We start from the raw sequence: 24,130 nt of genomic DNA on the forward strand, positions 1-24,130 counted from the left end.
CGGGACCAGCGGTTCCGGCCACTCCTTACACTGGGTGGCGTGATCTCTCGAATCGACCTCCGCGGCTCGCTGGACGACCCGCGTGACCTGCTGCCCCGTGCCGAGTTCGACGTCGCGGCCGCCCTGGAGAAGGTGCGGCCGATCGCCGAGGACGTACGCCATCGCGGGGTCGCGGCGCTGATCGAGATCACCGAGCGCTTCGACGGCGTCCGGCTGGAGTCGACCAGGGTTCCGGCCGCGCAGCTGACCGCGGCGCTGGAGACGCTGGACCCGAAGGTGCGGGCCGCACTGGAGGAGTCGATCCGCCGGGCCCGCGCCGTGCACGCCGACCAGCGCCGCACCGGGCACACCACCCAGGTGGTGCCGGGCGGCACGGTCACCCAGCGCTGGGTGCCGGTCGAGCGGGTCGGCCTGTACGTGCCGGGCGGGCTGGCGGTCTACCCGTCCTCCGTGGTGATGAACGTGGTGCCGGCCCAGGAGGCGGGCGTGAAGGGCATCGCGGTCACCTCGCCGCCGCAGAAGGCGTTCGGAGGCCGGGTCCACCCGACCGTCCTGGCGGCCTGCGCCCTGCTTGGTGTGGACGAGGTCTACGCCGTCGGCGGCGCCCAGGCGGTCGCGATGTTCGCCCTCGGCACCGAGGAGTGCGAGCCGGTGAACATGGTCACCGGCCCCGGCAACATCTACGTGGCCGCCGCCAAGCGCTACTTCGCCGGCCGGATCGGCATCGACTCGGAGGCCGGCCCGACCGAGATCGCCGTCCTCGCCGACGACAGCGCGCTGCCGAGCGACGTCGCCGCCGACCTGATCAGCCAGGCCGAGCACGGCCCGACCTCCGGCTCGGTGCTGGTCACCGACTCCCCGGCGCTGGCCGACGCCGTCGAGGCCGAGCTGGCCGTGCAGGTCGCGAAGACCAAGCACGGCGAGCGGGTGGCCGAGGCGCTGGGCGGCAAGCAGTCCGGCATCATCCTGGTCGACGGCCTGGAGCAGGGCCTCGCCGTGGTCAACGCGTACGCGGCCGAGCACCTGGAGATCCAGACCCGCGACCCGCACGCGGTGGCGGCCCGGGTGGTCAACGCCGGCGCGATCTTCATCGGCCGTTGGACCCCGGTCTCGCTGGGCGACTACGCGGCCGGCTCCAACCACGTGCTGCCGACCGGCGGCTGCGCCTGCCACTCCTCCGGGCTGTCGGTGCAGACCTTCCTGCGCGGCGTCCAGGTCGTCGAGTACGACCGGGACGCGCTCGCGGGCGTCGCCGCGCACGTGGTCACCCTGGCGAACGCGGAAGACCTGCCGGGGCACGGGGACGCGATCAAGGCACGGTTCGTCGGAGACGAACGGAACTGGCACAGCGACTGGACGGTGTCGGGCTCGTGACTCCTGTGACTCGCATCGACGACCTGCCCATCCGGGACGAGCTGCGCGGCCAGTCCCCGTACGGCGCGCCGCAGCTGGACGTGCCCGTCCAGCTGAACACCAACGAGAACCCGTACCCGCTGCCCGAGGAGCTGGTGGCCCGGATCGCCGAGCGCGTCGCCGAGGCCGCCCGCGGGCTGAACCGCTACCCCGACCGGGACGCGGTCGAGCTGCGCGAGGGCCTCGCCGCGTACCTCGGGAAGACCACCGGCTTCCCGGTCCGGCGTGAGCAGGTGTGGGCCGCCAACGGCTCCAACGAGGTGCTCCAGCAGCTGCTGCAGACCTTCGGCGGCCCCGGCCGCAGCGCGCTCGGCTTCGAGCCCTCGTACTCGATGCACGCGCTGATCTCCCGGGGCACCGGCACCGCCTGGATCTCCGGCCCGCGCAACGAGGACTTCACCATCGACGTGGACGCCGCTGTCGCCGCCATCGCGGAGCACCGGCCGAACGTGGTCTTCATCTGCTCGCCGAACAACCCGACCGGCACCGCCGTGGACGCCGACACCGTGCTGCGGCTGTACGAGGCCGCGCAGGCCGCCCGGCCCAGCCTGGTGGTGGTGGACGAGGCGTACGTCGAGTTCTCGCACCGCGCCTCGCTGCTGCCGCTGATCGAGGGCCGCCCCGACCTGGTGGTCAGCCGCACCATGTCCAAGGCCTTCGGCGCGGCCGGGCTGCGCCTGGGCTACCTGGCCGCCGACCCGGCCGTGGTGGACGCGGTGCAGCTGGTGCGCCTGCCGTACCACCTGTCGGCCGTCACCCAGGCCACCGCGCTGGCCTGCCTGGAGCACACCGACACCCTGCTCGGGTACGTCGGGCGGCTCAAGGAGGAGCGCGACCGGCTGGTCGACGCGCTGCGCGGGATGGGCCTGGAGGTCACCGACTCGGACGCCAACTTCGTCCAGTTCGGCCGTTTCTCCGACACCCGCGCGGTGTGGCAGGCCATCCTCGACCAGGGCGTCCTGGTCCGCGACAACGGCGTCCCCGGGTGGCTGCGGGTCACCGCCGGCACGCCGGCCGAGAACGACGCCTTCCTGGACGCCGTCCGCACCGTGATCAAGGAGCTGTAACCCCCCATGTCCCGCATCGGACGCGTCGAGCGCACCACCAAGGAGACCTCGGTCCTGGTCGAGATAGACCTCGACGGCACCGGGAGGACCGACATCTCCACGGGCGTCGGCTTCTACGACCACATGCTCGACCAGCTCGGCCGGCACGGCCTGTTCGACCTCACCGTCAAGACCGACGGCGACCTGCACATCGACACCCACCACACCATCGAGGACACCGCCCTCGCGCTCGGCGCCGCCTTCAAGCAGGCGCTCGGCGACAAGGTGGGCATCTACCGCTTCGGCAACTGCACGGTGCCGCTGGACGAGTCGCTCGCCCAGGTCACCGTGGACCTCTCCGGCCGGCCGTACCTGGTGCACACCGAGCCCGAAGGCATCGCGCCGATGATCGGCTCGTACGACACCACGATGACCCGGCACATCCTGGAGTCCTTCGTGGCCCAGGCCCAGATCGCGCTGCACGTCCACGTGCCGTACGGGCGCAACGCGCACCACATCGTGGAGTGCCAGTTCAAGGCGCTGGCCCGGGCGCTGCGCTACGCCGCCGAGCGCGACCCGCGCGCGGCCGGAATCCTCCCGTCGACCAAGGGTGCGCTGTGAGCAATACTGCGATGATCCTCATCTTCGTCGGCCTCTTCCTGGCCGGCGGAGTCATCTCCTTCTGGAAGCAGAAGCAGTCGAAGAGCGTCATCCTGGTGCTCGCCTTCGGCTCCGTGATGTGCCTGGCCTCCGGCCTCATGCGCCTGTAGACCCGCCGCCCGCCGCATAGAGACTGGACACCTGAACATGGGCAAGAACGTCGTCGTCCTCGACTACGGCTCCGGCAACCTCCGCTCGGCGCAGCGCGCCCTGGAGCGGACCGGAGCGGACGTCACCGTCAGCTCCGACTACGACACCGCGATGGCCGCGGACGGCCTGCTCGTCCCCGGCGTGGGCGCCTTCGAGGCCTGCATGCGCGGGCTCAAGTCCGTCCGCGGGGACTGGATCATCGGCCGCCGGCTCGCCGGGGGCCGGCCGGTCATGGGCATCTGCGTCGGCATGCAGATCCTCTTCGAGAAGGGGGTCGAGCACGGCGTGGAGACCGCCGGCTGCGACGAGTGGCCGGGCACCGTGGAGCCGCTGGAGGCCCCGGTCGTCCCGCACATGGGCTGGAACACCGTGGACGCGCCCGAGGAGAGCCGGATGTTCGCCGGCCTCGACCCGCAGACCCGCTTCTACTTCGTGCACTCCTACGGCGTGCGGCACTGGGAGCTGGAGACCCACAGCGCGCGGATCAACCCGCCGCTGGTCACCTGGGCCACCCACGGGCACCCGTTCGTCGCGGCCGTCGAGAACGGCCCGCTGTGGGCCACCCAGTTCCACCCCGAGAAGTCCGGCGACGCCGGCGCCGCCCTGCTGACCAACTGGGTCAACACCCTCTGACTGTCTGAGAGTTGGATCTGATGAGCCTCGAACTGCTGCCCGCCGTCGACGTCCGGGACGGTCAGGCCGTCCGCCTGGTCAAGGGCGCCTCCGGCACCGAGACCTCCTTCGGCGAGCCGCTGGCCGCCGCCCTCGCCTGGCAGAACGCCGGCGCCGAGTGGCTGCACCTGGTCGACCTGGACGCTGCTTTCGGGACAGGCAGCAACTACGAGCTGCTGCGCGAGGTCACCGGACAGCTGGACATCAAGGTCGAGCTGTCCGGCGGCATCCGCGACGACGAGTCGCTGGCCCGCGCGCTCGCCACCGGCTGCACCCGGGTCAACCTCGGCACCGCCGCCCTGGAGGCCCCGGAGTGGGTCGCCAGGGCCATCGCCGAGCACGGCGACAAGATCGCCGTCGGCCTGGACGTGGTCGGCACCACCCTGCGCGGCCGCGGCTGGACCCGCGACGGCGGCCAGCTCTTCGACGTGCTGGAGCGCCTCGACCAGGAGGGCTGCGCCCGCTACGTCGTCACCGACGTCAACCGGGACGGCACGCTGACCGGCCCCAACCTCCAGCTGCTGCGCGACGTCTGCGCCGCGACGGACAAGCCCGTGGTCGCCTCCGGCGGCGTCTCCTCGCTGGACGACCTGCGCGCCATCGCCTCGCTCGTCGGTGAGGGTGTCGAGGGCGCCATCGTGGGCAAGGCACTCTACGAGCAGAAGTTCACCCTCGAAGAGGCCCTGGAGGCGGTTTCAGGATGACGGACGGTCCGATCGTACGCGGCAGGGTCGGCGGGTTCTCGCCCTGGGAGGACGAGTTCGGCTACTCCCGGGCGGTCGCCGCGGGCGACCACGTGCACGTGGCCGGCTCCACCGCCTGGGTGGACGGCCGGATCGAGCACGAGGGCGACCCGTACCGGCAGGCCCTCGCCGCGTTCGGCGTCGGGCTCCAGGCCCTGGCCGCGTACGGTCTGACCGTGGACGACGTGGTCCGCACCCGGATGTACATCACCCATGTCCGCGACGCCGAGGAGGTGGGCCGAGCCCACCGCGAACTCTTCGACGCCGCACGCCCGGTGGCCACCATGGTGGTGGTCGAGGGCCTGATCGACTCCCGGATGATGGTCGAGGTCGAGCTCGACGCCTACCGATCCGGGCTGGCAAAGACCCTGGAAGGCAAACAGCCGTGACCCTCGCAGTACGTGTCATCCCCTGCCTGGACGTGGACGCCGGGCGGGTGGTCAAGGGCGTGAACTTCCAGAACCTGCGCGACGCCGGCGACCCGGTCGAGATGGCCAAGCTCTACGACGCCGAAGGCGCCGACGAGCTGACCTTCCTCGACATCACCGCCTCCTCCGGCGACCGGGAGACCACCTACGACGTGGTCCGCCGCACTGCCGAACAGGTCTTCATCCCGCTGACGGTGGGCGGCGGCATCCGCGCCGTCGACGACGTCGACAAGCTGCTGCGGGCCGGCGCCGACAAGGTGGGCGTCAACACGGCCGCCATCGCGCGGCCGGAGCTGATCCGCGAGATCGCCAAGCGGTTCGGGCGGCAGGTGCTGGTCCTCTCGGTGGACGCCCGGCGCTGCCCGCCCGGCACCGAGACCGGTTCGGGCTACGAGGTCACCACGCACGGCGGCCGCCAGGGCACCGGCCTCGACGCCGTCGAATGGGCGGGCCGCGCCGCCGAGTTGGGGGCCGGCGAGATCCTGCTCAACTCGATGGACGCGGACGGCACCAAGGACGGCTACGACCTGGACATGATCCGGGCCGTGCGCAGGACCGTCTCCGTGCCGGTGATCGCCTCCGGCGGCGCGGGCAAGCTCGCGGACTTCGCGCCCGCCGTCGACGCGGGCGCGGACGCGGTGCTCGCCGCCAGCGTGTTCCACTTCGGGGACCTGCGGATCGGCGAGGTCAAGAGCGCGCTGCGGGAGGCCGGGCACCCGGTGCGGTGACCGCTGCGTACGGTTCGAGGGCCCGCTGCGCCGGTGCGTGGCGGGCCCTCCCGTGTTCGCACGGTTCTCACGACTCCCGCGGTTCGCCGTGGATCAGGGCGAACGGGGCGCCGTTCGGGTCCGCCAGCCAGGCGAGCCGGCCGACGTTCTCCACGTCCGAGGCCGGCATCAGCACCGAGCCGCCGGCCGCCGTCGCCCTGGCCACCCGCGCGTCCACGTCCTCGGTCGCGAAGTACGGCGTCCAGGCGGAGGGCTGCTCCGGGGACATGGTCGGGGCGATGCCGCCGAAACCGGTGGCCCGCTGGTCGCCCTCGGCGGTGGAGACCACCCGGTAGGTCATGCCCGGCGACGGCTCGAAGTTCTCCGCCCGCCAGCCGAACAGCTGCCGGTAGAAGGTGAAGGCGCCGTCCTGGTCGGAGGTGTGCAGCTCCGCCCAGACCAGGGAGCCCTCCTCGGAGACGGTGTCCAGCCCCTTGGTGTCGCCGGCCTGCCAGACGGCGAACCGGGCGCCCTGCGGGTCCGCGAACTGGGCCAGCCGGCCCTCCTGCATGACCTCCATCGGCTCGACCAGGACCTGGCCGCCGGCCTGCCGGGCGGCGTTGGCGGTGGCGTCCGCGTCGGCGCTGCGGAAGTACGTCGTCCAGGAGGACCGGTCACCCTCGTTGAGCGCGCCGATCGCGCCGACCGTCCTCCCGTTCAGCTGGACGAAGCCGTAGCCCATGGCATCGGGGATCTCCTGGAAGGTCCAGCCGAAGACCTGGCCGTAGAACCGGGCGGTGGCGGGGATGTCCGGGCTGCCCAGGTCGAGCCAGCAGGGCGAGCCGATGGGGAAGGCGGTGGTGAGCATGGAGGGCGCCCTTCGACGGAGAGTGACCGGGACGGTTCCGTCGGGCGTGCACACGCCCCCGCCCGGCCACCTGCGAGTCTGCACCCGGGCGCCGACGACCGCACCCGGGCACCGGCGACCGCAGCGGGGCGGCGGCCCGAGGAGGGGGCAGCGGTGTCTCTTCCGTATCTCTCGGCGCCCTACTTCGGGGGCAGTGGCAGGACGTGACGGAGGGCCTCGACGGCGTCCGGGGCGCCGTCGACAGTGAGGGTGGTGCGGGCGCCGCGGCCGTAGGTGAAGAGGACCAGTTCGCCCGGGTCGCCGGTGATGCGGACGGTGGGGGCGCCGGCGGAGCCGACGGTGAGGGACTGGCCGTCAGGGCGGGTGAGGACCAGGCGGACGGGGGAGCGGCGGCCGGCCTCGAAGCGGGCGATCATGGGGAGGCGGCGCCACAGGGCCTCGGCGCGGCCGGGCGGGACGGGCTGGGGGGCCCAGTCCTCGACCGCGCGCAGGACGTCCTCGGCGTGCACGAAGTACTCGACGGTGTTGGCCGCCTCGTCCGCACCGGGCAGGGCGAAGGGGGAGTAGACCGGCGGGCCGGAGCGGAAGAGACGGATCAGTTCCTCGTACGGCCGCGCGGCGTAGTCGTCCTGCACCCGCCGGGTCCGGGCAGCCAGGGCGGTGATCCTGATGCCCGCCGCCGCGTCGGGGCGACGCTCCCGGATCACCAGGTGGGCGGCGAGGTCCCGGGTGGTCCAGCCGGCGCAGAGGGTGGGGGCGTCCGGGCCTGCGGCGGTGAGGAGTTGGGCGAGGCGGTGGCGTTCGGCGAGGGCGTGGTTCGACATGGCACCAGCCTAGGGCCCGTCGCTTGTGGGGCCGGTCGGATGTAGAGGGCGGCGGCGCGGCGGGTCGCCTCGGCCAGGCGGGCGCGGAGCTCGGGCGGGTGGAGGACCTCGGCCTCCGGGCCGAGGCGGAGCAGCTCGAAGTAGCCGATGTCCCAGGTCTCGACCGGCAGGCTCACGGTGACCCAGCCGTCGGTGTCCGGGGGGCCCGCGGTAGCGAGGGCGTCGTCGGCGGCGGTCGGCTCCAGCAGGACGGCCAGGTTGTCGACGGCGGCCGGGCTCAGCCGCACCACCGCCCGCTCGCGCAGCATGGCGCGGGTGAACTCCCGCGCCGCCGCGGCCCAGTAGCCCGCGAGGTCGAACTCCGGGTCGCGCTCGAACCGTTCGTCGCCGGCCTCGGCGGTCTCGAAGCGGTCGACCCGGTACGAGCCGACCCGGCCGGACGGGCCGCGCGCCGCGACGTACCACTGCCCGGCCTTCAGCACCAGGCCGTACGGCTCCAGCCGCCGCTTCCGGGTGCCGCCGCGCGCCGTGTAGCGGGCGTGGAGCACCCGGTCCTCCCACACGGCGCGCGACACCTCGGCGAGCAGCGGCGGGGGCTCGGCCTCGCGGAACCAGGCCGGTGCGTCCAGGTGGAACCGCTGGACGGCGACCGCGGGGGCGTCGCCCACGGCGGCGGCGACCTTCAGCCGTGCGGCGAGGGCGTGCCCCGCCAGGCCCATGTCGCGCAGCGGACCGGGGAGCCCGGCCAGGTGCAGCACCTCGGCCTCGGCGCGTTCGAGGCCGGTGAGGCGGGTGCGGTAGCCGTCGACGAGCCGGTAGCCCCCGCCGCGGCCGCGTTCGGCGTACACCGGCACGCCGGCCTCGACCAGGGCGGCGACGTCCCGTTGCACGGTGCGCTCGGAGACCTCCAGCTCGGCCGCGAGCTCCGGGGCGGTCATCGTCCGCCGGGCCTGGAGGAGGAGCAGCAGCGCGATGGTCCGGCTCGCCCGCACGTCGCTCCCTCCCGGTCGTCCGCTCTGGTCGTGGGTCCGGTGGTCCGGGCCCCGCACCATTGTCGCCGGGAGCGGTGGCCGTCGCCGCCTGTCCGTCAGCGCTGGGCGTCCTGCGCGGCGTCCAGGAGCGGCAGGCCGGCCGCGTACCGGCGCAGGTAGCCGGCGGTGGGGGTGTCGGCGGCGGCGACGGTGTCCGGGGTGCCCTGCGCGACCACCGCGCCGCCGTCCGGGCCGGCCCCCGGCCCGAGGTCGATCACCCAGTCCGCGGAGGCGGCGACCGGGATGTCGTGCTCGGCCACGACGACGGTGTTGCCGGAGTCGAGCAGCAGGTCGAGCGCGTCGACGACCCGCTGGACGTCGGACGGGTGCAGGCCCGAGACGGGCTCGTCGAGGACGACCAGGCCGGCTCTGCGGCTGGTCGCCCCGCGCTGGACCGCGGACGCGAGCCTGAGGCGCTGGGCCTCGCCGCCGGACAGCTCGGTGGCGCTCTGGCCGAGCCGGAGGTAGCCGAGCCCGACCTGGTCGAGCGCGGTGAGGGTCTCCGCGAGCTGCCGGGGTCCGGTGAAGACCTCCAGGGCCTCGGCGACGGTCAGGTCCAGCACCCGGTCGACGGTCAGCCCCTGGTACGTGACCGCCAGGGCCTCGGGCGCGTAGCGTCGGCCGTCACAGGTGTCGCACACCACCCAGATGTCCGGGAGGAAGTGCATGTCGACGAGCCTGCGGCCGTGGCCGGCGCAGGCCTCGCAGCGGCCGCCCGGGGTGTTGAAGCTGAACCAGGAGGCGTCGGCGCCGCGCGCGCGGGCCGCTTCGGTGGCGGCGAACAGCTTGCGGACGAGGTCGAACGCCTTGCTGTACGTGGCCGGGTTGGACCGCGGCGTGCGCCCGATCGGCTCCTGGTCGACCACGGCGACCCAGCCGAAGCCGTCGAGCCCGGTCACCTCGCGCACCGTGCCGGCGTGAGTTGTGTCCTCGACCGCCGTGCCCCTGGGCGCCGTGTCCTTGAGAGCGGCCGCCACGCCCGCGCCGAGCGCGCCCAAGACGCTGCTCTTGCCGCTGCCGCTGACCCCGGTCAGGCAGGTGAGCCGTCCGATGGGCAGGCACAGCGACTCCGCGGCCGCGTTGTGGGCGCGCACCCCGCGAAGCTCCAGCCAGCCGGAGCCCGCGTGGACCGGGCGCGGGGTGCGGCGCAGCCGCGGCCCCCGCCCGGCCAGGTGGCGGCCGGTGGCCGAGGCGGGGTCGGCGGCGACCAGCGCGGGCGGGCCGCAGACCAGGACCTCGCCGCCCAGCCGGCCCGCACCCGGCCCCATGTCGACGACCCAGTCGGCGCGGGCGATCAGCTCGGGGTCGTGCTCGACGAGTAGGACGGTGTTGCCGGCGTCGCGCAGTTCCAGGGCGATGTCGAGCAGGTGCCGCTTGTCCGCTGGGTGCAGCCCGGCGCCGGGCTCGTCCAGGACGAAGACGATGTCGCTCAGCTCGGTGCCGAGCTGGGCGGACAGCCGGGTGCGCTGCAGCTCGCCGCCGGACAGTGTGGCGGCGCCGCGGGACAGTTGCAGGTGGGCCAGGCCGAGCCGGTCCAGGAGGCGCAGCCGGCGCCCGAGGTCCTGCAGCAGGGGCTCGCCGACGGCGCGCTGCCGGTCGTCGAGGGTTTCGGCGAGGTGCCCGGCCCAGCGGCGGACCTCCCGGACGTCCACCTCCAGCAGCTCGGGGTAGGACAGGCCGCCGAGGCGTACGGACCGGGCGACCCGGTCGAATCCGCTGCCACGGCAGGTGCCGCAGGGCTCCTCGCGCAGGTACGGCAGGTACCGCTGCTTGGCGTCGGCCGTTCGGGCGTTGGCAAACACCCGCTCCACCTCGGCGAGCGCGCCGCGCAGCGGCTGGCTGGAGGTGTACGTCATCCGGGCCGTCTCGTTCCGGTTCGGGATGTCGACCGTGGCCTCGACGGCCTCGTCGCCGGTGCCGTACAGGACGTCGTGCCGGAACGCTGCGGGCAGCGACCGCCAGGGCAGGCCGAGGTCCACGCCGCGGGCGGCGGCGAGCGCGGGGACGAACAGGTGCTCTCCGGAGCGCCACTTGGCGAACCAGGGGGAGGCGCCGTCGAACAGCGGGAGGTCCGGGCGGGTGATGACGAGGTCCTCCGCCGCCTGTCGGCGTCCGCCGGCGCCGTGGCAGTCCGGGCAGCCGCCTTCGGGGGTGCGGCGGTCGAAGTGCGCGGTGGTCAGGGGGCCTTCGGCGGTGTACGGGCCCGGGCCGACCCCTGGAAGGCGGGAGAAGAGCAGGCCGAGGTGCCCGTCGATCCCCGTGATGGTTGCGACGGTGGAGCGCGGGTTGCGGTTCAGACGGCGCTGGTCGACCGCGAGGGTGGCGCCGAGGCCGAGGATGCGGTCGACCTGGGGACGGTTGCGCTGGCTGATGTACTGGCGGACGAACGGCGAAAGGCCTTCCAGGTACCGCAGTTGGGCCTCGCTGTGCAGGGTGTCAACCGCCAGCGACGTCTTTCCGCTGCCGCTGACGCCGGTGAAGGCGACAAGCCGGCCCTTGGGGATGCTGACGGACACGTCGCGCAGGTTGTTGGTCCGGGCGCCGACGACCTCGATGGTGCCGCGCGGGTTCACGCCCCGTCCGCCTTCTCTGCCGTTTCCGCCTTCTTCGTGAGCTTGGCCAGGTCGGGGGCGAACGCGGTCATCCACTGCGGGTGCAGCCGGTAGTAGACGACGTCGTTGTCCCAGTCGAAGGTGTCGTCGCCGTAGAACCCCTGGAAGTACGCGAGCAGCTCCGGCCAGTCGGCGGCCGGCTCGCCGCCGTACGGGTTGATGACCTCCACGCTCCCGTGCGTGAACACGCCCAGGTCCTCCCCGCGCAGGTGCGCGGCACTGACCGCGGGCCGGGCGGCGAGGTGCCGGGCCTTGGCGGCACCCCGAGCGGTGCCGAAGTGCCACTTCCCGTGCAGGAAGTGCCCGTCCACGCCGCTGATCCGCGGCTCCCCCTTCGCCGTCACCGTGGACAGCGCGAGCGTGCACATCCCGGTCAGCACACCGGTGAGCTGCCCGGCGGTCAGCGTGCGCTCACTGCTGATGATCGACCGCAGGTGCGCCGTCGACCGGGAGAGCGAGGAATCGAGAAGGGCCTGGAGCCGCCGGAGCTCCTCGGGTGTTTCACGCATCAGGTTCCTCTGTCCATCCGTCCGTCGTCCCGGCCCGGCACCACCACGGCCCGACCGGCAACCCCCACCCTCCCCGGAAAACCCGACACCTCCTGTCGCCTTTCCCACGACATCCCCCGGCACACCGACAGTGGTCACCCAGACATCGGAGGTCCGACGGGAGCGGGGCTGTCGAAGGTCCTGGTGGCGATGTTCTGCGGCGCCGCCACAGGCCGGGTGGCTGCCCCCGTACGGGGCGAGTTCGGTGAAGCGGCTGTCAGGCGGGGGTCGGGTGGGCCATCCTCGTGGCCATGACCTCCGAGCAGCCGTCGTCCGCAGCCGGCTCCCGTCCGACCCGCGGCCTGGTCCTCACCGTTGCCGCCGTGCTGGTCGTCCTGCTCGCGGTGGTGGCCACCGCGGTGCTCTGGCCGGACGACAAGAAGCCGGCCGCCGCGCCGCCGCCCACCCCGACGGCCACGCCGACGCCCACGCCGACGGCCACTCCGACGCCCACGCCGACCAAGCCGCAGCCGCCGTACGCGCACTTCCCGGTCGGCGCCTGCTTCGACCACCCGCAGCTGAGCCCGGTGATCACCAAGCCCGAGGAGCGGCCCTGCGCGGGCGACCACGACGGCGAGGTGATCGCCGACCCGGTGCTCCCCGACGGCATCACCGGTGACATCCCGCTGGCCCTCGCGATGCGGGACGGCTGCAAGGACGCCGAGACCGCCGCCAAGGCCCGCCAGGGCGACGGGAAGACCTACTACGGCCGCCAGTTCGGCCCGTCGATGGCCACCTACCAACAGGGCTGGCGGGACTACACCTGCACCCTGGCCGCGAGCAACAAGCAGGGCGGCCCCAAGCTCACCGCGCCGCTGCACCCGTAGCGGGCGGCGCGGGGCGGGCTGACACAATGGCCCCATGTCCACCACACCCGCCACTCCCGGCAGCACCGCCCTCGCCCCCGAGATCGCCGCCCGACTCAAGCGCACCGAGGACGGCCTGATCCCGGCCGTCGCCCAGCAGTACGACACCGGCGAGGTGCTGATGCTCGGCTGGATGGACGACGAGGCGCTGCACCGCACCCTGACCACGGGCCGCTGCACCTACTGGAGCCGCAGCCGCCGTGAGTACTGGGTGAAGGGCGACACCTCGGGCCACGTCCAGGCGGTCAAGTCGGTGGCCCTGGACTGCGACGGCGACACCCTGCTGGTCAAGGTCGACCAGACCGGCGCGGCCTGCCACACCGGCGACCGCACCTGCTTCGACGCCGACGTGCTCCCGCTGTCCTGACCCCACTCCGTCCACAACTCCAGAAGGTGCCGCCCGTCATGGATCTCGAAGCCTTCCGCAAGCTCGCCGTCGACACCCGGGTCATCCCGGTCACCCGCAGGCTCCTCGCGGACGGTCTCACCCCGATCGGCCTCTACCGCAGCCTCGCCGAGGAGCGGCCCGGCACCTTCCTGCTGGAGTCCGCCGAGCAGGGCCGCAGCTGGTCGCGCTACTCCTTCGTCGGGGTGCGCAGCGCCGCCGCGCTCACCGTCGGCCCGGACGGCGGGGCCCGCTGGCTCGGCACCCCGCCGGTGGGCATCCCCACGGCCGGTGACCCGCTGGAGGTGCTGCGCGCCACCCTGCAGGCGCTGCACACCCCGCGCCAGGAGGACGACGGCCTGCCCCCGCTCACCGGCGGCCTGGTCGGCTACCTCGGCTACGACATCGTCCGTCGGCTGGAGAAGCTGCCCGACCTCAACCCGGACGACCTGGGCCTTCCCGAGCTGACCATGCTGCTTGCGACCGACCTCGCGGTGCTCGACCACGTCGACGGCACGGTGCTGCTGATCGCCAACGCCGTCAACCGCAACGACCTGGCCAGCGGCGTGGACGAGGCCTGGGCGGACGCGGTGGCCCGGCTGGACGCGATGGAGGCCGAGCTGTTCAAGCCGGTCGACCCGGGTCTGGCCACCTTCACCCCGGTCGGCCCCGGCGAGGTGCACTCGCCGTTCGGCGGCGCGCCGTACCGGGCCGCGGTGGAGGAGATCAAGGAGCGGATCCGGGCCGGCGAGGCCTTCCAGGTGGTGCCCTCGCAGCGCTTCGAGGCGCCCTGCCCGGCCTCCGCGCTGGACGTCTACCGCGTGCTGCGGACCACCAACCCCAGCCCGTACATGTACCTGTTCCGCTTCCCCGGACCGGACGGCGGGGCCGAGGGCGGCTTCGACGTGGTCGGCTCCAGCCCGGAGGCGCTGGTCAAGGTCACCGACGGCGAGGCGATGCTGCACCCGATCGCCGGCACCCGGCACCGCGGCGCCACCCCGCACGAGGACGCGGAGCTGGCCGCCGAGCTGCTCGCCGACCCCAAGGAGCGGGCCGAGCACCTGATGCTGGTGGACCTCGGCCGCAACGACCTCGGCCGGGTCTGCGAGCCGGGCAGCGTCGAGGTGGTCGACTTCATGCAGGTCGAGCGCTACAGCCACGTGATGCACATCGTGTCGACGGTGACCGGCAAGGTCGCCCCGGGGCTGACCGCCTTCGACGTGCTGACCGCCTGCTTCCCGGCCGGGACCCTCTCCGGCGCGCCCAAGCCGCGGGCGATGCGGATCATCGAGGAGCTGGAGCCCACCCGCCGCGGCCTGTACGGCGGCTGCGTCGGCTACCTGGACTTCGCCGGGGACTCGGACACCGCGATCGCGATCCGCACCGCGGTGCTGCGCGACGGCACCGCGTTCGTGCAGGCCGGCGCGGGCGTGGTCGCCGACTCCGACCCGCACGGTGAGGACACCGAGTGCCGCAACAAGGCGGCCGCCGTGCTGCGGGCCGTCGCCACCGCCAATACGCTGCGGACGCCGGAACTGTCGTAGAGGTCGTGGAACCGGTGTCGTGACTGCCGGAGCGTGCGAGGAGGCGGCCGGGATGCCCGAGGTACCCGAGGTGCCGTACGACGAGCTGCGCTGGGCTGTCGTGCTCGGCGCCGCCGGACAGCTGGGCGAGCAGCCGGCCGGCCACGGCCGGGTGCTGTCCGGGGTGGCGATCGACTTCCCGGCGGCGCCCGGCGGCCCCGGCCGGGACCGGCCCGACCCGGGCGCGGCGCTCGCCCCGGACCTGGCCGTGCTCGCCCGGGACGCGGTGCGGGGCGGGCGGGGCCGGTTCGGCGCGGCCGGGGTCGAGGCGGTGCTGGAGGTGGCCCGGCCCGGCCTGGCGCAGGCGGCGAGGGCGTACGCGCGCAACGGCGTGCCGCTGTACCTGGTGGTCGATCCGGCGGCGGCGGTCTGCACCGTGCACACCGCGCCGTCCCCCGAGGGGGTGTACCGGGAGGCCGAGCGGGTGCCCTTCGGCAACGACCTCTTCCTGCCGCTCGGCGGCCGCACGGTGGTGCTGCGGACGGACGAGTTCCCCACCCCGTCCCCCACCCCGGGTGCGGACCCCGGCGTCGGCCGGGGGATAGTGGACGGGTGACCGCTGAGCAGACCCCCGCCCCCGCCGCCCCCAGCCGCCGCACCCTCGGCGTGATGCTGCTGCTGACCGTGCTGAGCGCCGTGCTGGTGCTGACCGCGGCCGGGCGGACCTGGGCCGAGGGCCGGGCCGGCACCCTGGACGTCTCCGTCACCGGCGGCAGGATCTCCGAACTGCCCGGCGGGCTGGCCCTGGTGGGCCTCGCCGCGGCCGTCGCGGTGTTCGCGGTGCGCGGCGTCGGCCGGCTGGCGGTCGGCGCGCTGACCCTGCTGGCCGGGCTCGGCGCGGCCGCCGCCTCGGTGGCCGGGGCGGGCGACACCGCCGCGCTGGACGCCGAGGCCGCCCGCAAGCTGGCGCTGACCGGTTCGGCGGCCACCGAGGTCTCGCACACCGGGTGGCCCTGGGTCGCGCTGGTCGGCGGGGTGCTGCTGGCCCTCGCCGGACTGCTCACCCTGCGCTACGGCCGGGGCTGGCCGGCCATGGGCAGCCGCTACGAGGCCCCGACCCGCAGGACCCCGGCGAAGACCGACACCCCGGGCGACCTGTGGAAGGCGCTGGACCGCGGCGAGGATCCGACCGCCGTGTGAGCTGCGCGCATGTGACGCGATAGACCCGCCACCCGCTTTGGGTCACCGATGTGTGGCCCGGCACAATGGAACCCGTCAACCCGCCGGCGGCCCCGCAGGCCCGGCCGGGCCCCGAGAGCCAAGGAGCACCATTCAGATGGCAGCAGCAGCACACGGCCACACCCCCGCCGCCTGGACCGGCGTCGTCATCTCCTTCGTCGGCTTCGGCGTCGCGGGCGTCGCGATGATCCTGCCGTCGGTGCTGCTGGTGTGGGTCGGCCTGGCGGTCGTCCTGGCCGGTGGCGTGGTCGGCAAGGCCATGTCCATGGCCGGCATGGGCAAGCAGGCCAGCGCCAACGTCTACAAGTCGACCGAGGAGCAGCTCGCGGCCCGTGAGGCCCGCGCCGCCGTCGCCGCCTGACGACCGGCTCGTCGCACCACACGTTTGTCGTACATCGGAACGGCGGGCGCGCCACGCCCGCCGTTTCGTCGTGTCCGGGCCCGACCCGGGCAGAATCGGGGCGTGAACGCCGCCCCCACCGCCTCCGCCCTGCCGCCCGTGCTGCGCCGGCTGAGCCCGCCGCTGACCGCGCTGGCGGCGGTGGCCGTCCCCGCCGCGTACGTCGCCGTGGTGGACCCGAACACTCCCGGGCACTACCCCGACTGCCCGTTCCTGACCGCCACCGGCTGGTGGTGTCCCGGCTGCGGGGGGTTGCGCTGCGTCCACGCGTTGACCCACGGGGACCTCACCGGCGCCCTGCACGACAACGCCGTCGCCGTCCTGCTGTTCGGCGTGCTGGCGGTGCTCTGGCTGCGCTGGGGCTGGGCCGCGCTGACCGGCGGGCCGCCGCCCCGGATCACCGTCGGGGGCCGGCGCTGGGCGCTGATCGCCTTGCTGGTGCTGGTGTTCACGGTGGTGCGGAACTCGCCGGTCGGTGCGGGGCTGGCGCCGCCGCTGGTCTGAGCCGGCCGCCGAACCGCCGTTCCCAGCCGTCGAACCGCCGTTCCCGGCCACCGAACCGCGCTTCCCGGCCACCGGCCGCACCCGGCCCCAAGTCCGTCCGAAAACCGGTGCGGGGCCGGTGAAAGCGCAGCTGAGGACCGCCGGAACGGGCGTCCGGTCCGCGAGACGCGGCTCGAACCGATGCGCCCCCCGCCCCCGGGTGCCGATACCATCGAAGGGCTGGTGGGCTGTCGCCCGCCGGCTCGTGTTGGCCAACTGGCAGAAAAGATGGGGGCTCCTGAGTGAGTGTGCTCGACTCGATCATCGAAGGGGTCCGCGAGGACCTCGCCGAGCGGCAGGCCCGGGTCTCCCTGGACGAGCTCAAGGCGCTCGCCGCCAAGGCACCGGAGGCCAAGGACGGCGTCGCCGCCCTCAAGGGCGACGGGGTCCGGGTGATCTGCGAGGTGAAGCGCTCCAGCCCGTCCAAGGGCGCCCTGGCCTCGATCGCGGATCCGGCCGCCCTGGCGGTCGACTACGCGGCCGGCGGTGCCGCCGCGATCAGCGTGCTGACCGAACAGCGCCGCTTCGGCGGTTCGCTGGCCGACCTGGACGCCGTCCGCGCCGCGGTGGACACCCCGCTGCTGCGCAAGGACTTCATCGTCACCGCCTACCAGCTGTGGGAGGCCCGCGCGCACGGCGCCGACCTCGCGCTGCTGATCGTCGCGGCCCTCGACCAGTCGGCCCTGGTGTCGCTGATCGAGCGCGCCGAGTCGATCGGCCTCACCCCGCTGGTCGAGGTGCACGACGAGGAGGAGATCAGGCGCGCGGTGGACGCCGGCGCCCGGATCATCGGCGTCAACGCCCGCAACCTCAAGACGCTCGAAGTGGACCGCAACACCTTCGAGAACGTCGCCCACGCCATCCCGGACGGCATCGTCAAGATCGCCGAGTCCGGCGTGCGCGGCCCGCTGGACGTGATCAACTACGCCAACCTCGGCGCCGACGCGGTGCTGGTCGGCGAATCCCTGGTGACCGGCAAGGACCCGCGGGCGGCGGTCGCCGACCTGGTCGCCGCCGGGGCCCACCCCGCCGTCCGGCACAAGGACTGACACCACCCGATGAAGATCGCCACCCGACTCGCCCCCGGCTGCCGCCCGCGCGGCTGCCGCGCACCCGCACGCCGGGTGCTGGGGCGTCGGGTGCGGTACGTCATCGGGTGCGAGCCCGGGCAGGTGCCGGGGCGGCGATGGCGCGTGACGTCCGGCTGAGGAACCAGCCGATCGGCCGGATCCTCGGCCGGTCAGACGTCATCGTCGTTCATCTCCGTCTTCGTCAAGGGAAAACACCATGTCCGAAAAGGACTACCTGCCCGGTGCCCAGGTGCCGGACGCGCGCGGCTACTTCGGCGCGTACGGCGGCCGCTTCATCCCCGAGGCGCTGGTCGCCGCGGTCGAGCAGGTCGCCGAGGAGTACGAGAAGGCCAAGGCCGACCCGGCCTTCGCCGCCGAGCTCGACGCGCTGCTCAAGGACTACACCGGGCGCCCGAGCCCGCTGACCGACGTGCACCGCTTCTCCGCCGAGGCGGGCGGCGCGCGCATCCTGCTCAAGCGCGAGGACCTCAACCACACCGGCTCGCACAAGATCAACAACGTGCTGGGCCAGGCGCTGCTCACCAAGCGGATGGGCAAGACCCGGATCATCGCCGAGACCGGCGCCGGCCAGCACGGCGTGGCCACCGCGACCGCCTGTGCGCTGTTCGGCTTCGACTGCACCATCTACATGGGTGAGGTCGACACCGAGCGCCAGGCGCTCAACGTCGCCCGGATGCGGATGCTCGGCGCCGAGGTGGTGGCCGTCAAGTCCGGCAGCCGGACGCTCAAGGACGCCATCAACGAGGCGTTCCGGGACTGGGTCGCCAACGTCGACTCCACCCACTACCTGTTCGGCACGGTCGCCGGGCCGCACCCGTTCCCGATGATGGTCCGGGACTTCCACCGGATCATCGGGGTCGAGGCGCGGCAGCAGGTGCTCGACCGGACCGGGCGGCTGCCCGACGCGGTCGTGGCCTGTGTGGGCGGCGGCTCCAACGCGATGGGGATCTTCCACGAGTTCATCCCGGACGCCGGGGTGCGGCTGATCGGCTGCGAGGCCGCCGGCGAGGGGGCCGAGACGCCCCGGCACGCGGCCACCCTCACCAAGGGGGACCCGGGGGTGCTGCACGGCTCCCGGACGTACGTCCTCCAGGACGAGGACGGGCAGACCATCGAGTCGCACTCGATCTCGGCGGGGCTGGACTACCCGGGGGTCGGGCCGGAGCACGCCTGGCTGAAGGACACCGGGCGGGCGGAGTACCGGCCGGTCACGGACGCCGCCGCGATGCAGGCACTGCGGCTGCTGTCCCGTACCGAGGGGATCATCCCGGCCATCGAGAGCGCCCACGCGCTCGCCGGGGCGCTGGAGCTGGGGCGCGAGCTCGGGCCGGAGGCGACCATCCTGGTCTCGCTGTCGGGGCGCGGGGACAAGGACATGCACACCGCGGCCGAGTACTTCGGGTTGTACGACGAGAAGAGCGACGGCTCGGGCAACGGCTCTGCCGAGGGGGGTAAGTGATCATGACTTCCAAGCTGAGCGGCGTCCTGGCCGCCGCCAAGGCGGAGGACCGGGCCGCGCTGATCGGGTACCTGCCGGCCGGGTTCCCGACCGTGGACGGCGGCATCCGGGCGATCAAGGCGCTGATCGAGGGCGGCTGCGACGTGGTCGAGGTCGGGCTGCCGCACTCCGACCCGGTGCTCGACGGTTCGGTCATCCAGACCGCCGACGACATCGCGCTGCGGGGCGGCGTGCGGATCAAGGACGTGCTGCGGACCGTCCAGGAGGTCGCCGCGGCGCACCCCGAGGCGGCGGTGCTCGTGATGACGTACTGGAACCCCGTCGACCGCTACGGCGTGGCGCGGTTCGCGGCGGACCTGGCGGCCGCGGGTGGGGCCGGATGCATCCTGCCGGACCTGCCGGTCGAGGAGTCCGAGGAGTGGCGCAAGGCGGCGGACGAGCACGGACTGGACACCGTGTTCGTGGTCGCCCCCAGCAGCAAGGACGCGCGGCTGGCGGAGGTCACGGCGGCGGGGAGCGGGTTCGTGTACGCGGCCGCGGTGATGGGTGTGACCGGGACCCGGACCGCGGTCGGCTCCATGGCCGAGGACCTGGTCGCCCGGACCAGGGCGACGACCGACCTGCCGGTCTGTGTCGGGCTCGGGGTCTCGGACGCGGTGCAGGCGGCGGAGGTCGCCCGGTTCGCGGACGGGGTGATCGTGGGGTCGGCGTTCGTGAAGCGGATCCTGGCCGCGGGCCAGGACGAGGCGGCGGCGCTGGATGCCGTGCGGGAGCTGGCGGGGGAGCTGGCTTCGGGCGTGCGGAGGCGCTGACGCGCGGTGGAGACGTCGGACCGGCGGCCCCTCACTCCTTCGGGAGTGGGGGGCCGCCGGGGTTCGGGGGCTGGGGCGGGGCTTTCGGGGGGTGGGGGCGGGTGGGGGAGACGGGGTGGGGGTGCGGACCCGAACGGGTGAACAAAGGGAGGGGACACGCATCAGCCGGGGTTGACCGACGTTGAGAGGAGGGACGAGTACACGAACGGTTGTGGGGGTGAGCGGAAGGGGTAAGCCGGTGCGGGGTCTCCAGCGGGCCGTTCTGCTGCGGGCGGCGGCCGCCGTGTTGGTGCTGGGTGGTGCGGTCGGGGTGCATGCCCAGGTGGGGCACGCGCTGGCCAAGCGGGGGGCCGAGCGGGCGGAGCGGGAGGCGGTGGCGTGTGCGGAGGCGGCCCGGCATCCGGATCTGTTCGAGGCGGGGTGGCCGGCGGGGTGTCGCTGACGCGCGGGTGTTCGGCTTGTTCGGACAGAACGTCACCCATCCGGCTTAATTCCTGAATGTGGAGGAACCACCCTTCATCCCTGACGGTTCATCAGGGAGTGAACGAGTTTCCCGAGGGGGGTTCCCTGATGGTCGCGCAGCCCGACGGCTCCGCGCCCACGTCGACGGCGGGCCGGCCGGTGCCGGTCCGGAGCGAGTGGCTCGGCACGGTCGTCCGGCTCGGCCTCGCGGTGGTCTGGGGGTGGGCCGGGCTGGCGAAGATCTCCGACCCGGCGGAGGCCGCGCAGGCCGTCCGGGCCTACGAGATCCTGCCCGAGGGCCTGGTCAAGCCGATCGGTTACGGCCTGCCGTTTCTGGAACTGGCGCTGGCACTGCTGCTGCTGGTGGGCCTCGGTGTCCGGCTGGTGGCCGGGGTCTCCGCGCTGCTGCTGCTGGCCTTCATCGCCGGGATCGCCTCCGCCTGGGCGCGCGGCATCTCGATCGACTGCGGCTGCTTCGGCGGCGGCGGGCACGTCGACGAGTCCCAGACGAAGTACCTCCAGGAGATCCTGCGCGACACCGGATTCCTGCTGCTGGCCGGCTGGCTGCTGTGGCGGCCCCGTACCCGGCTGTCGGTGGACCGCTGGCTGGCGAGCTGACCCCCACATCCCTGCACCCGACGAAGGCCCCCGACCGTGGATGTCAAGGCAATGAGCGAGAAGAACCGAGAAGGCAAGCGCACCGCCCGCGAGCGGATGCTGGAGCAGCGGGCGGCCGAGGAGACGTCCTCCCGGCGCAGGAAGAAGCTGATCGTGGGCGGTTCCGTGCTCACGGTGATCGCCGCCGCGGTGATCGTCGGCGTCGTGGTGCAGAACCAGCGCTCCAAGCCGGAGACGCCGGCCGCCGCCCCGGCCGGGACGATCGGCGACAAGAACCTGGTCATTCCGGTCGGCGCGGGCAACGCGCCCTCCGTCCTGACGGTCTACGAGGACCCGCGCTGCCCCGCCTGCGGCATCTTCGAACGCGAGTTCTCGTCGACCGTCGACCAGCTGGAGGACGCCGGGAAGATCTACACGAACTACCACATCGTGTCGTTCATCGACCGGGCCGCGGGCGGCAAGGGCTCCAGGACGGCCGCCAACGCGCTGGGCTGCGCCCAGGACGCCGGGCACTTCCGCGACTACCACGACGTGCTGTACCGCAACCAGCCGGACGAGACCAACGACGCCTTCGCTGACAAGGCCGTCCTGATCAGCCTGGCCAAGCAGGTCAACGGCCTGGACACGCCCGAGTTCCACTCCTGCGTCAACGGCAACAAGTTCGGTGGGTGGGTGTCCGCGGTTCAGCAGGACTTCGACAAGTCCAGCTTCAAGTCCACTCCCACGGTGCTGCTCAACGGCCAGCCGATCTACCCGAAGAACGGCAGCGAGGAAATCACCCCGGCGAACCTGGTGAAGTGGGTGGACGCCGCGAACCAGGGCAAACAGCTGGGCACGGCGGGCTCGCACGGGCAGACCCCGGCGCCGACCAGCACCGCGTCGGAGGCCAACAACCCGTCGCCGACGGCCGGCTGAGCCCGTTCCGCCGCGCCGCCCTCCTCCCCGTCCGGAGGGGGGCGGCGCCGCCCGTTGTTCGATTTCTGTGACCCCAAGGGTGTCCGAGCGGGCCGTCGGACCCTGTAGCGTCGGAACTGCCATGGATATCGCCTACATTCCCAGCCCGTCGCGGGGCGTCCTGTACCTCGGACCGATCCCGCTGCGCGCCTACGCGTTCTGCATCATCCTCGGTGTCGTCGTCGCCGTCTGGCTCGGCAGCAAGCGCTGGGTCGCCCGGGGCGGTGCCAAGCACACCGTCGGCGACATCGCCGTGTGGGCCGTGCCGTTCGGCCTGGTCGGCGGCCGCCTGTACCACGTGATCACCGACGGCGGCCGACTGTACTTCGCCGAGGGGAAGAACCCCTGGGACGCACTCAAGATCTGGGAGGGCGGCCTCGGCATCTGGGGTGCGATCGCGCTGGGCGCGGTCGGTGCCTGGATCGGCGCCCGACGCCGGGGCGTGCCGCTGCCCGCGTACGCCGACGCCATCGCGCCGGGCATCGCGCTCGCGCAGGCGCTGGGCCGCTGGGGCAACTACTTCAACCAGGAGCTGTACGGCCGGTCGACCACCCTGCCGTGGGGCCTGGAGATCAACAAGACGCTGCCCGACGGCGAGGTCGTGAAGGGCGTCTACCACCCGACCTTCCTGTACGAGTCGCTGTGGTGCGTCGGGGTCGCGCTGCTGGTGATCTGGGCGGACCGCCGGTTCAAGCTGGGCCACGGCCGGGTGTTCGCGCTGTACGTGGCCGCGTACACGGCGGGCCGGTTCTGGACCGAGTGGCTGCGGATCGACGAGGCGCACGTCTACCTCGGCCTGCGGCTGAACGACTGGGTGTCCATCGGGGTGTTCGTCGCCGCCGTGACGTACTTCGTGATCATGGGGAAGAAGCGGCCCGGGCGGGAGGATCCGGCGAGCATCGATCCGGCCGCGCACCTGGCGGAGGACGCCCCGGCCGAGGCCAAGAGCGACGAGAAGGGCAAGGAGACGCCGGTGCTGCGGAAGCCGGCGGAGCCCGCGGACGAGAAGGTGGCCGTCGAAACGGTCGGCGAGGACGCCAAGAACCCGATCTGACCTGGGACTTCCCCCGGCTGAGGCCACCCTTCGCGAGGTTTGCGAAGGGTGGCCTCAGTGGTGTTCGGACAGCCTTACTTTGCTGGAAATGCCCAGGTCAGACGGGCTACGTTCGGGGCTGACGAACGACGACGGAGGGGAACGACGATGAGTGCGATCACTGTGGAAGCCGACGCCGGACACCAGCCCCGGATACCCGCGGCCGACCACCACCGGGATGTCAACGGCGGTTGGCTGCGGCCGGCCGTGTTCGGCGCGGTGGACGGCCTGGTGTCCAACTTCGCGCTGATGACCGGGGTGGTCGGCGGTGCGGCGTCCAACGGGACGGTGATCCTGACCGGACTGGCGGGCCTGGCGGCCGGCGCCTGCTCGATGGCGGCGGGGGAGTACACCTCGGTGGCCTCGCAGCGGGAGCTGGTGCAGGCCGAGATCGAGGCCGAGCGGCTGGAGCTGAGCCGCAACCCGCACGGCGAGCTGGCCGAGCTGGCCCAGCTGTACGTCTCGCGCGGAGTGGACCCGGAACTGGCCCACGAGGTGGCCCGGCAGCTGTCCGCGGACCCGGAGCTGGCCCTGGAGGTGCACGCCCGCGAGGAGCTGGGCATCGACCCGACCGAGCTGCCCTCGCCGCTGGTGGCGGCCGGCTCGTCGTTCCTGTTCTTCGCGCTCGGTGCGCTGCTGCCGCTGCTGCCGTACCTGCTGGGGGCGACCTCGCTGCTGCCCGCACTGCTCCTGGCGGGGGCCGGGCTGTTCCTGTGCGGCGCGGTGGTGGCCCGGGTGACGGCGCGCACCTGGTGGTTCAGCGGGCTGCGGCAGCTGGTGCTGGGCAGCGCGGCGGCCGGCGTGACCTACCTGCTCGGGTGGCTGATCGGCGGCCACGTGGGGTGACCCGCAGCCGTGCATGGTTATGCTGGCCAGTGAGTGACGTTTCACACATGGGTGTCGGGCAACGCCTGGCCTAGTCTCATCATTCGGGCCCCCGTGCCGCGGATTCGCAACCGCGGACGGGCTCCCGAGATGGATTC

General features: G+C 73.3%; 26 protein-coding genes and 1 pseudogene. 22 read left to right on the forward strand and 5 right to left on the reverse strand.

The genetic code is table 11. The features are described from left to right. The first annotated feature begins 39 nt into the window (after nt 1-39). Genes hisD through hisF form a run of 8 tightly spaced genes read left to right on the forward strand, consistent with a single transcriptional unit; the run spans nt 40 to nt 5,840 of the window. Nucleotides 40-1,374: a histidinol dehydrogenase gene (gene hisD / locus AB0O11_RS05195; protein ID WP_363381816.1), complete on the forward strand. Its 1,335-nt coding sequence runs from the start codon at nt 40-42 to the stop codon at nt 1,372-1,374. Between the two features lie 5 nt (nt 1,375-1,379). After that, nucleotides 1,380-2,480 carry a histidinol-phosphate transaminase gene (locus tag AB0O11_RS05200; protein WP_363382030.1) on the forward strand — a complete coding sequence of 367 codons (1,101 nt, stop codon included), beginning with the start codon at nt 1,380-1,382 and terminating at the stop codon, nt 2,478-2,480. A 6-nt stretch (nt 2,481-2,486) separates the two neighbouring features. Further along, on the forward strand, nt 2,487-3,080 hold the full coding sequence (hisB, locus tag AB0O11_RS05205) for an imidazoleglycerol-phosphate dehydratase HisB (RefSeq protein WP_049650368.1): 594 nt from the start codon (nt 2,487-2,489) through the stop codon (nt 3,078-3,080). Further along, nucleotides 3,077-3,229, forward strand: coding sequence for a hypothetical protein (locus AB0O11_RS05210; RefSeq protein ID WP_363381818.1), 153 nt, complete (start codon nt 3,077-3,079; stop codon nt 3,227-3,229). Before hisB ends, AB0O11_RS05210 begins: the two co-directional genes overlap by 4 nt. Nucleotides 3,230-3,266: 37 nt before the next feature. Beyond that, nucleotides 3,267-3,902 carry an imidazole glycerol phosphate synthase subunit HisH gene (hisH, locus tag AB0O11_RS05215; protein WP_363381820.1) on the forward strand — a complete coding sequence of 212 codons (636 nt, stop codon included), beginning with the start codon at nt 3,267-3,269 and terminating at the stop codon, nt 3,900-3,902. A 17-nt stretch (nt 3,903-3,919) separates the two neighbouring features. Beyond that, nucleotides 3,920-4,645 (forward strand): bifunctional 1-(5-phosphoribosyl)-5-((5-phosphoribosylamino)methylideneamino)imidazole-4-carboxamide isomerase/phosphoribosylanthranilate isomerase PriA, encoded by a 726-nt coding sequence (gene priA / locus AB0O11_RS05220; RefSeq protein ID WP_363382032.1) that lies wholly within the window; start codon nt 3,920-3,922, stop codon nt 4,643-4,645. Beyond that, on the forward strand, nt 4,642-5,073 hold the full coding sequence (locus tag AB0O11_RS05225) for a RidA family protein (protein WP_224280627.1): 432 nt from the start codon (nt 4,642-4,644) through the stop codon (nt 5,071-5,073). The genes priA and AB0O11_RS05225 overlap by 4 nt, the downstream gene beginning before the upstream one ends. After that, nucleotides 5,070-5,840, forward strand: coding sequence for an imidazole glycerol phosphate synthase subunit HisF (gene hisF / locus AB0O11_RS05230; protein ID WP_363381822.1), 771 nt, complete (start codon nt 5,070-5,072; stop codon nt 5,838-5,840). Before AB0O11_RS05225 ends, hisF begins: the two co-directional genes overlap by 4 nt. Nucleotides 5,841-5,907: 67 nt before the next feature. Here the strand turns inward: hisF and AB0O11_RS05235 are convergent, their stop codons facing one another. The 5 genes and pseudogenes from AB0O11_RS05235 to AB0O11_RS05255 all read right to left on the reverse strand — a co-directional run bounded on the left by AB0O11_RS05235 (nt 5,908) and on the right by AB0O11_RS05255 (nt 11,663). Next, entirely contained in the window at nt 5,908-6,687 is a 780-nt protein-coding gene (locus AB0O11_RS05235) for a VOC family protein (protein WP_363381823.1), read from the reverse strand. 179 nt (nt 6,688-6,866) lie between these two features. Continuing rightward, nucleotides 6,867-7,511 carry a TIGR03085 family metal-binding protein gene (locus AB0O11_RS05240; protein ID WP_363381825.1) on the reverse strand — a complete coding sequence of 215 codons (645 nt, stop codon included), beginning with the start codon at nt 7,509-7,511 and terminating at the stop codon, nt 6,867-6,869. A 62-nt stretch (nt 7,512-7,573) separates the two neighbouring features. Beyond that, nucleotides 7,574-8,563, reverse strand: a pseudogene (locus tag AB0O11_RS05245) (WYL domain-containing protein); the annotation flags it as partial. Nucleotides 8,564-8,598: 35 nt separating this feature from the next. Further along, entirely contained in the window at nt 8,599-11,115 is a 2,517-nt protein-coding gene (locus tag AB0O11_RS05250; RefSeq protein WP_363381827.1) for an excinuclease ABC subunit UvrA, read from the reverse strand. Continuing rightward, entirely contained in the window at nt 11,112-11,663 is a 552-nt protein-coding gene (locus AB0O11_RS05255; protein ID WP_363381828.1) for a pyridoxamine 5'-phosphate oxidase family protein, read from the reverse strand. The genes AB0O11_RS05250 and AB0O11_RS05255 overlap by 4 nt, the downstream gene beginning before the upstream one ends. Before the next feature lie 290 nt (nt 11,664-11,953). On the opposite strand from AB0O11_RS05255, the gene AB0O11_RS05260 reads away from it, so the two are divergent. From AB0O11_RS05260 to AB0O11_RS05325, 14 genes are all read left to right on the forward strand, one after another. Next, nucleotides 11,954-12,529 carry a hypothetical protein gene (locus AB0O11_RS05260; protein WP_363381829.1) on the forward strand — a complete coding sequence of 192 codons (576 nt, stop codon included), beginning with the start codon at nt 11,954-11,956 and terminating at the stop codon, nt 12,527-12,529. 34 nt (nt 12,530-12,563) lie between these two features. Then, nucleotides 12,564-12,935, forward strand: coding sequence for a phosphoribosyl-AMP cyclohydrolase (gene hisI, locus AB0O11_RS05265; protein WP_363381831.1), 372 nt, complete (start codon nt 12,564-12,566; stop codon nt 12,933-12,935). A gap of 38 nt (nt 12,936-12,973) precedes the next feature. Continuing rightward, entirely contained in the window at nt 12,974-14,497 is a 1,524-nt protein-coding gene (locus AB0O11_RS05270; protein WP_363381833.1) for an anthranilate synthase component I, read from the forward strand. A gap of 52 nt (nt 14,498-14,549) precedes the next feature. Then, entirely contained in the window at nt 14,550-15,092 is a 543-nt protein-coding gene (locus AB0O11_RS05275; protein ID WP_363381835.1) for a Uma2 family endonuclease, read from the forward strand. 53 nt (nt 15,093-15,145) lie between these two features. Then, entirely contained in the window at nt 15,146-15,676 is a 531-nt protein-coding gene (locus tag AB0O11_RS05280; RefSeq protein WP_363382035.1) for a TIGR02234 family membrane protein, read from the forward strand. A 136-nt stretch (nt 15,677-15,812) separates the two neighbouring features. Next, nucleotides 15,813-16,076 (forward strand): HGxxPAAW family protein, encoded by a 264-nt coding sequence (locus tag AB0O11_RS05285; RefSeq protein WP_363381836.1) that lies wholly within the window; start codon nt 15,813-15,815, stop codon nt 16,074-16,076. A gap of 102 nt (nt 16,077-16,178) precedes the next feature. Then, nucleotides 16,179-16,619 (forward strand): DUF2752 domain-containing protein, encoded by a 441-nt coding sequence (locus AB0O11_RS05290; RefSeq protein WP_363381838.1) that lies wholly within the window; start codon nt 16,179-16,181, stop codon nt 16,617-16,619. A 281-nt stretch (nt 16,620-16,900) separates the two neighbouring features. Further along, nucleotides 16,901-17,707 carry an indole-3-glycerol phosphate synthase TrpC gene (trpC, locus tag AB0O11_RS05295; RefSeq protein WP_363381839.1) on the forward strand — a complete coding sequence of 269 codons (807 nt, stop codon included), beginning with the start codon at nt 16,901-16,903 and terminating at the stop codon, nt 17,705-17,707. Nucleotides 17,708-17,945: 238 nt separating this feature from the next. Further along, nucleotides 17,946-19,208: a tryptophan synthase subunit beta gene (gene trpB / locus AB0O11_RS05300; protein ID WP_363381840.1), complete on the forward strand. Its 1,263-nt coding sequence runs from the start codon at nt 17,946-17,948 to the stop codon at nt 19,206-19,208. 2 nt (nt 19,209-19,210) lie between these two features. Then, complete coding sequence (gene trpA, locus AB0O11_RS05305; protein ID WP_363381841.1) at nt 19,211-20,020, forward strand: tryptophan synthase subunit alpha; 810 nt, start codon at nt 19,211-19,213, stop codon at nt 20,018-20,020. Nucleotides 20,021-20,590: 570 nt separating this feature from the next. After that, nucleotides 20,591-21,100, forward strand: coding sequence for a MauE/DoxX family redox-associated membrane protein (locus tag AB0O11_RS05310; protein WP_363381843.1), 510 nt, complete (start codon nt 20,591-20,593; stop codon nt 21,098-21,100). Between the two features lie 51 nt (nt 21,101-21,151). Further along, nucleotides 21,152-22,015, forward strand: a complete 864-nt coding sequence (locus AB0O11_RS05315; RefSeq protein ID WP_363381845.1) for a thioredoxin domain-containing protein — start codon at nt 21,152-21,154, stop codon at nt 22,013-22,015. Nucleotides 22,016-22,136: 121 nt separating this feature from the next. Beyond that, nucleotides 22,137-23,108 (forward strand): prolipoprotein diacylglyceryl transferase, encoded by a 972-nt coding sequence (gene lgt / locus AB0O11_RS05320; RefSeq protein ID WP_363381847.1) that lies wholly within the window; start codon nt 22,137-22,139, stop codon nt 23,106-23,108. A gap of 147 nt (nt 23,109-23,255) precedes the next feature. Further along, nucleotides 23,256-23,993, forward strand: a complete 738-nt coding sequence (locus AB0O11_RS05325; protein WP_363381849.1) for a VIT1/CCC1 transporter family protein — start codon at nt 23,256-23,258, stop codon at nt 23,991-23,993. Nucleotides 23,994-24,130 lie beyond the last annotated feature (137 nt).

It is taken from the genome of Kitasatospora sp. NPDC093102 (assembly GCF_040683915.1).
GTDB lineage: Bacteria > Actinomycetota > Actinomycetes > Streptomycetales > Streptomycetaceae > Kitasatospora.

Coding starts and splice junctions, on each gene's coding strand:
- hisB (WP_049650368.1), top strand. CDS start 2,487: ATGTCCCGCATCGGACGCGTCGAGCGCACCACCAAGGAGACCTCGGTC.
- hisH (WP_363381820.1), top strand. CDS start 3,267: ATGGGCAAGAACGTCGTCGTCCTCGACTACGGCTCCGGCAACCTCCGC.
- AB0O11_RS05225 (WP_224280627.1), top strand. CDS start 4,642: ATGACGGACGGTCCGATCGTACGCGGCAGGGTCGGCGGGTTCTCGCCC.
- AB0O11_RS05235 (WP_363381823.1), bottom strand. CDS start 6,687: ATGCTCACCACCGCCTTCCCCATCGGCTCGCCCTGCTGGCTCGACCTG.
- AB0O11_RS05240 (WP_363381825.1), bottom strand. CDS start 7,511: ATGTCGAACCACGCCCTCGCCGAACGCCACCGCCTCGCCCAACTCCTC.
- AB0O11_RS05255 (WP_363381828.1), bottom strand. CDS start 11,663: ATGCGTGAAACACCCGAGGAGCTCCGGCGGCTCCAGGCCCTTCTCGAT.
- AB0O11_RS05260 (WP_363381829.1), top strand. CDS start 11,954: ATGACCTCCGAGCAGCCGTCGTCCGCAGCCGGCTCCCGTCCGACCCGC.
- hisI (WP_363381831.1), top strand. CDS start 12,564: ATGTCCACCACACCCGCCACTCCCGGCAGCACCGCCCTCGCCCCCGAG.
- AB0O11_RS05270 (WP_363381833.1), top strand. CDS start 12,974: ATGGATCTCGAAGCCTTCCGCAAGCTCGCCGTCGACACCCGGGTCATC.
- AB0O11_RS05275 (WP_363381835.1), top strand. CDS start 14,550: ATGCCCGAGGTACCCGAGGTGCCGTACGACGAGCTGCGCTGGGCTGTC.
- AB0O11_RS05280 (WP_363382035.1), top strand. CDS start 15,146: ATGCTGCTGCTGACCGTGCTGAGCGCCGTGCTGGTGCTGACCGCGGCC.
- AB0O11_RS05285 (WP_363381836.1), top strand. CDS start 15,813: ATGGCAGCAGCAGCACACGGCCACACCCCCGCCGCCTGGACCGGCGTC.
- trpB (WP_363381840.1), top strand. CDS start 17,946: ATGTCCGAAAAGGACTACCTGCCCGGTGCCCAGGTGCCGGACGCGCGC.
- trpA (WP_363381841.1), top strand. CDS start 19,211: ATGACTTCCAAGCTGAGCGGCGTCCTGGCCGCCGCCAAGGCGGAGGAC.
- AB0O11_RS05310 (WP_363381843.1), top strand. CDS start 20,591: ATGGTCGCGCAGCCCGACGGCTCCGCGCCCACGTCGACGGCGGGCCGG.
- AB0O11_RS05315 (WP_363381845.1), top strand. CDS start 21,152: ATGAGCGAGAAGAACCGAGAAGGCAAGCGCACCGCCCGCGAGCGGATG.
- lgt (WP_363381847.1), top strand. CDS start 22,137: ATGGATATCGCCTACATTCCCAGCCCGTCGCGGGGCGTCCTGTACCTC.
- AB0O11_RS05325 (WP_363381849.1), top strand. CDS start 23,256: ATGAGTGCGATCACTGTGGAAGCCGACGCCGGACACCAGCCCCGGATA.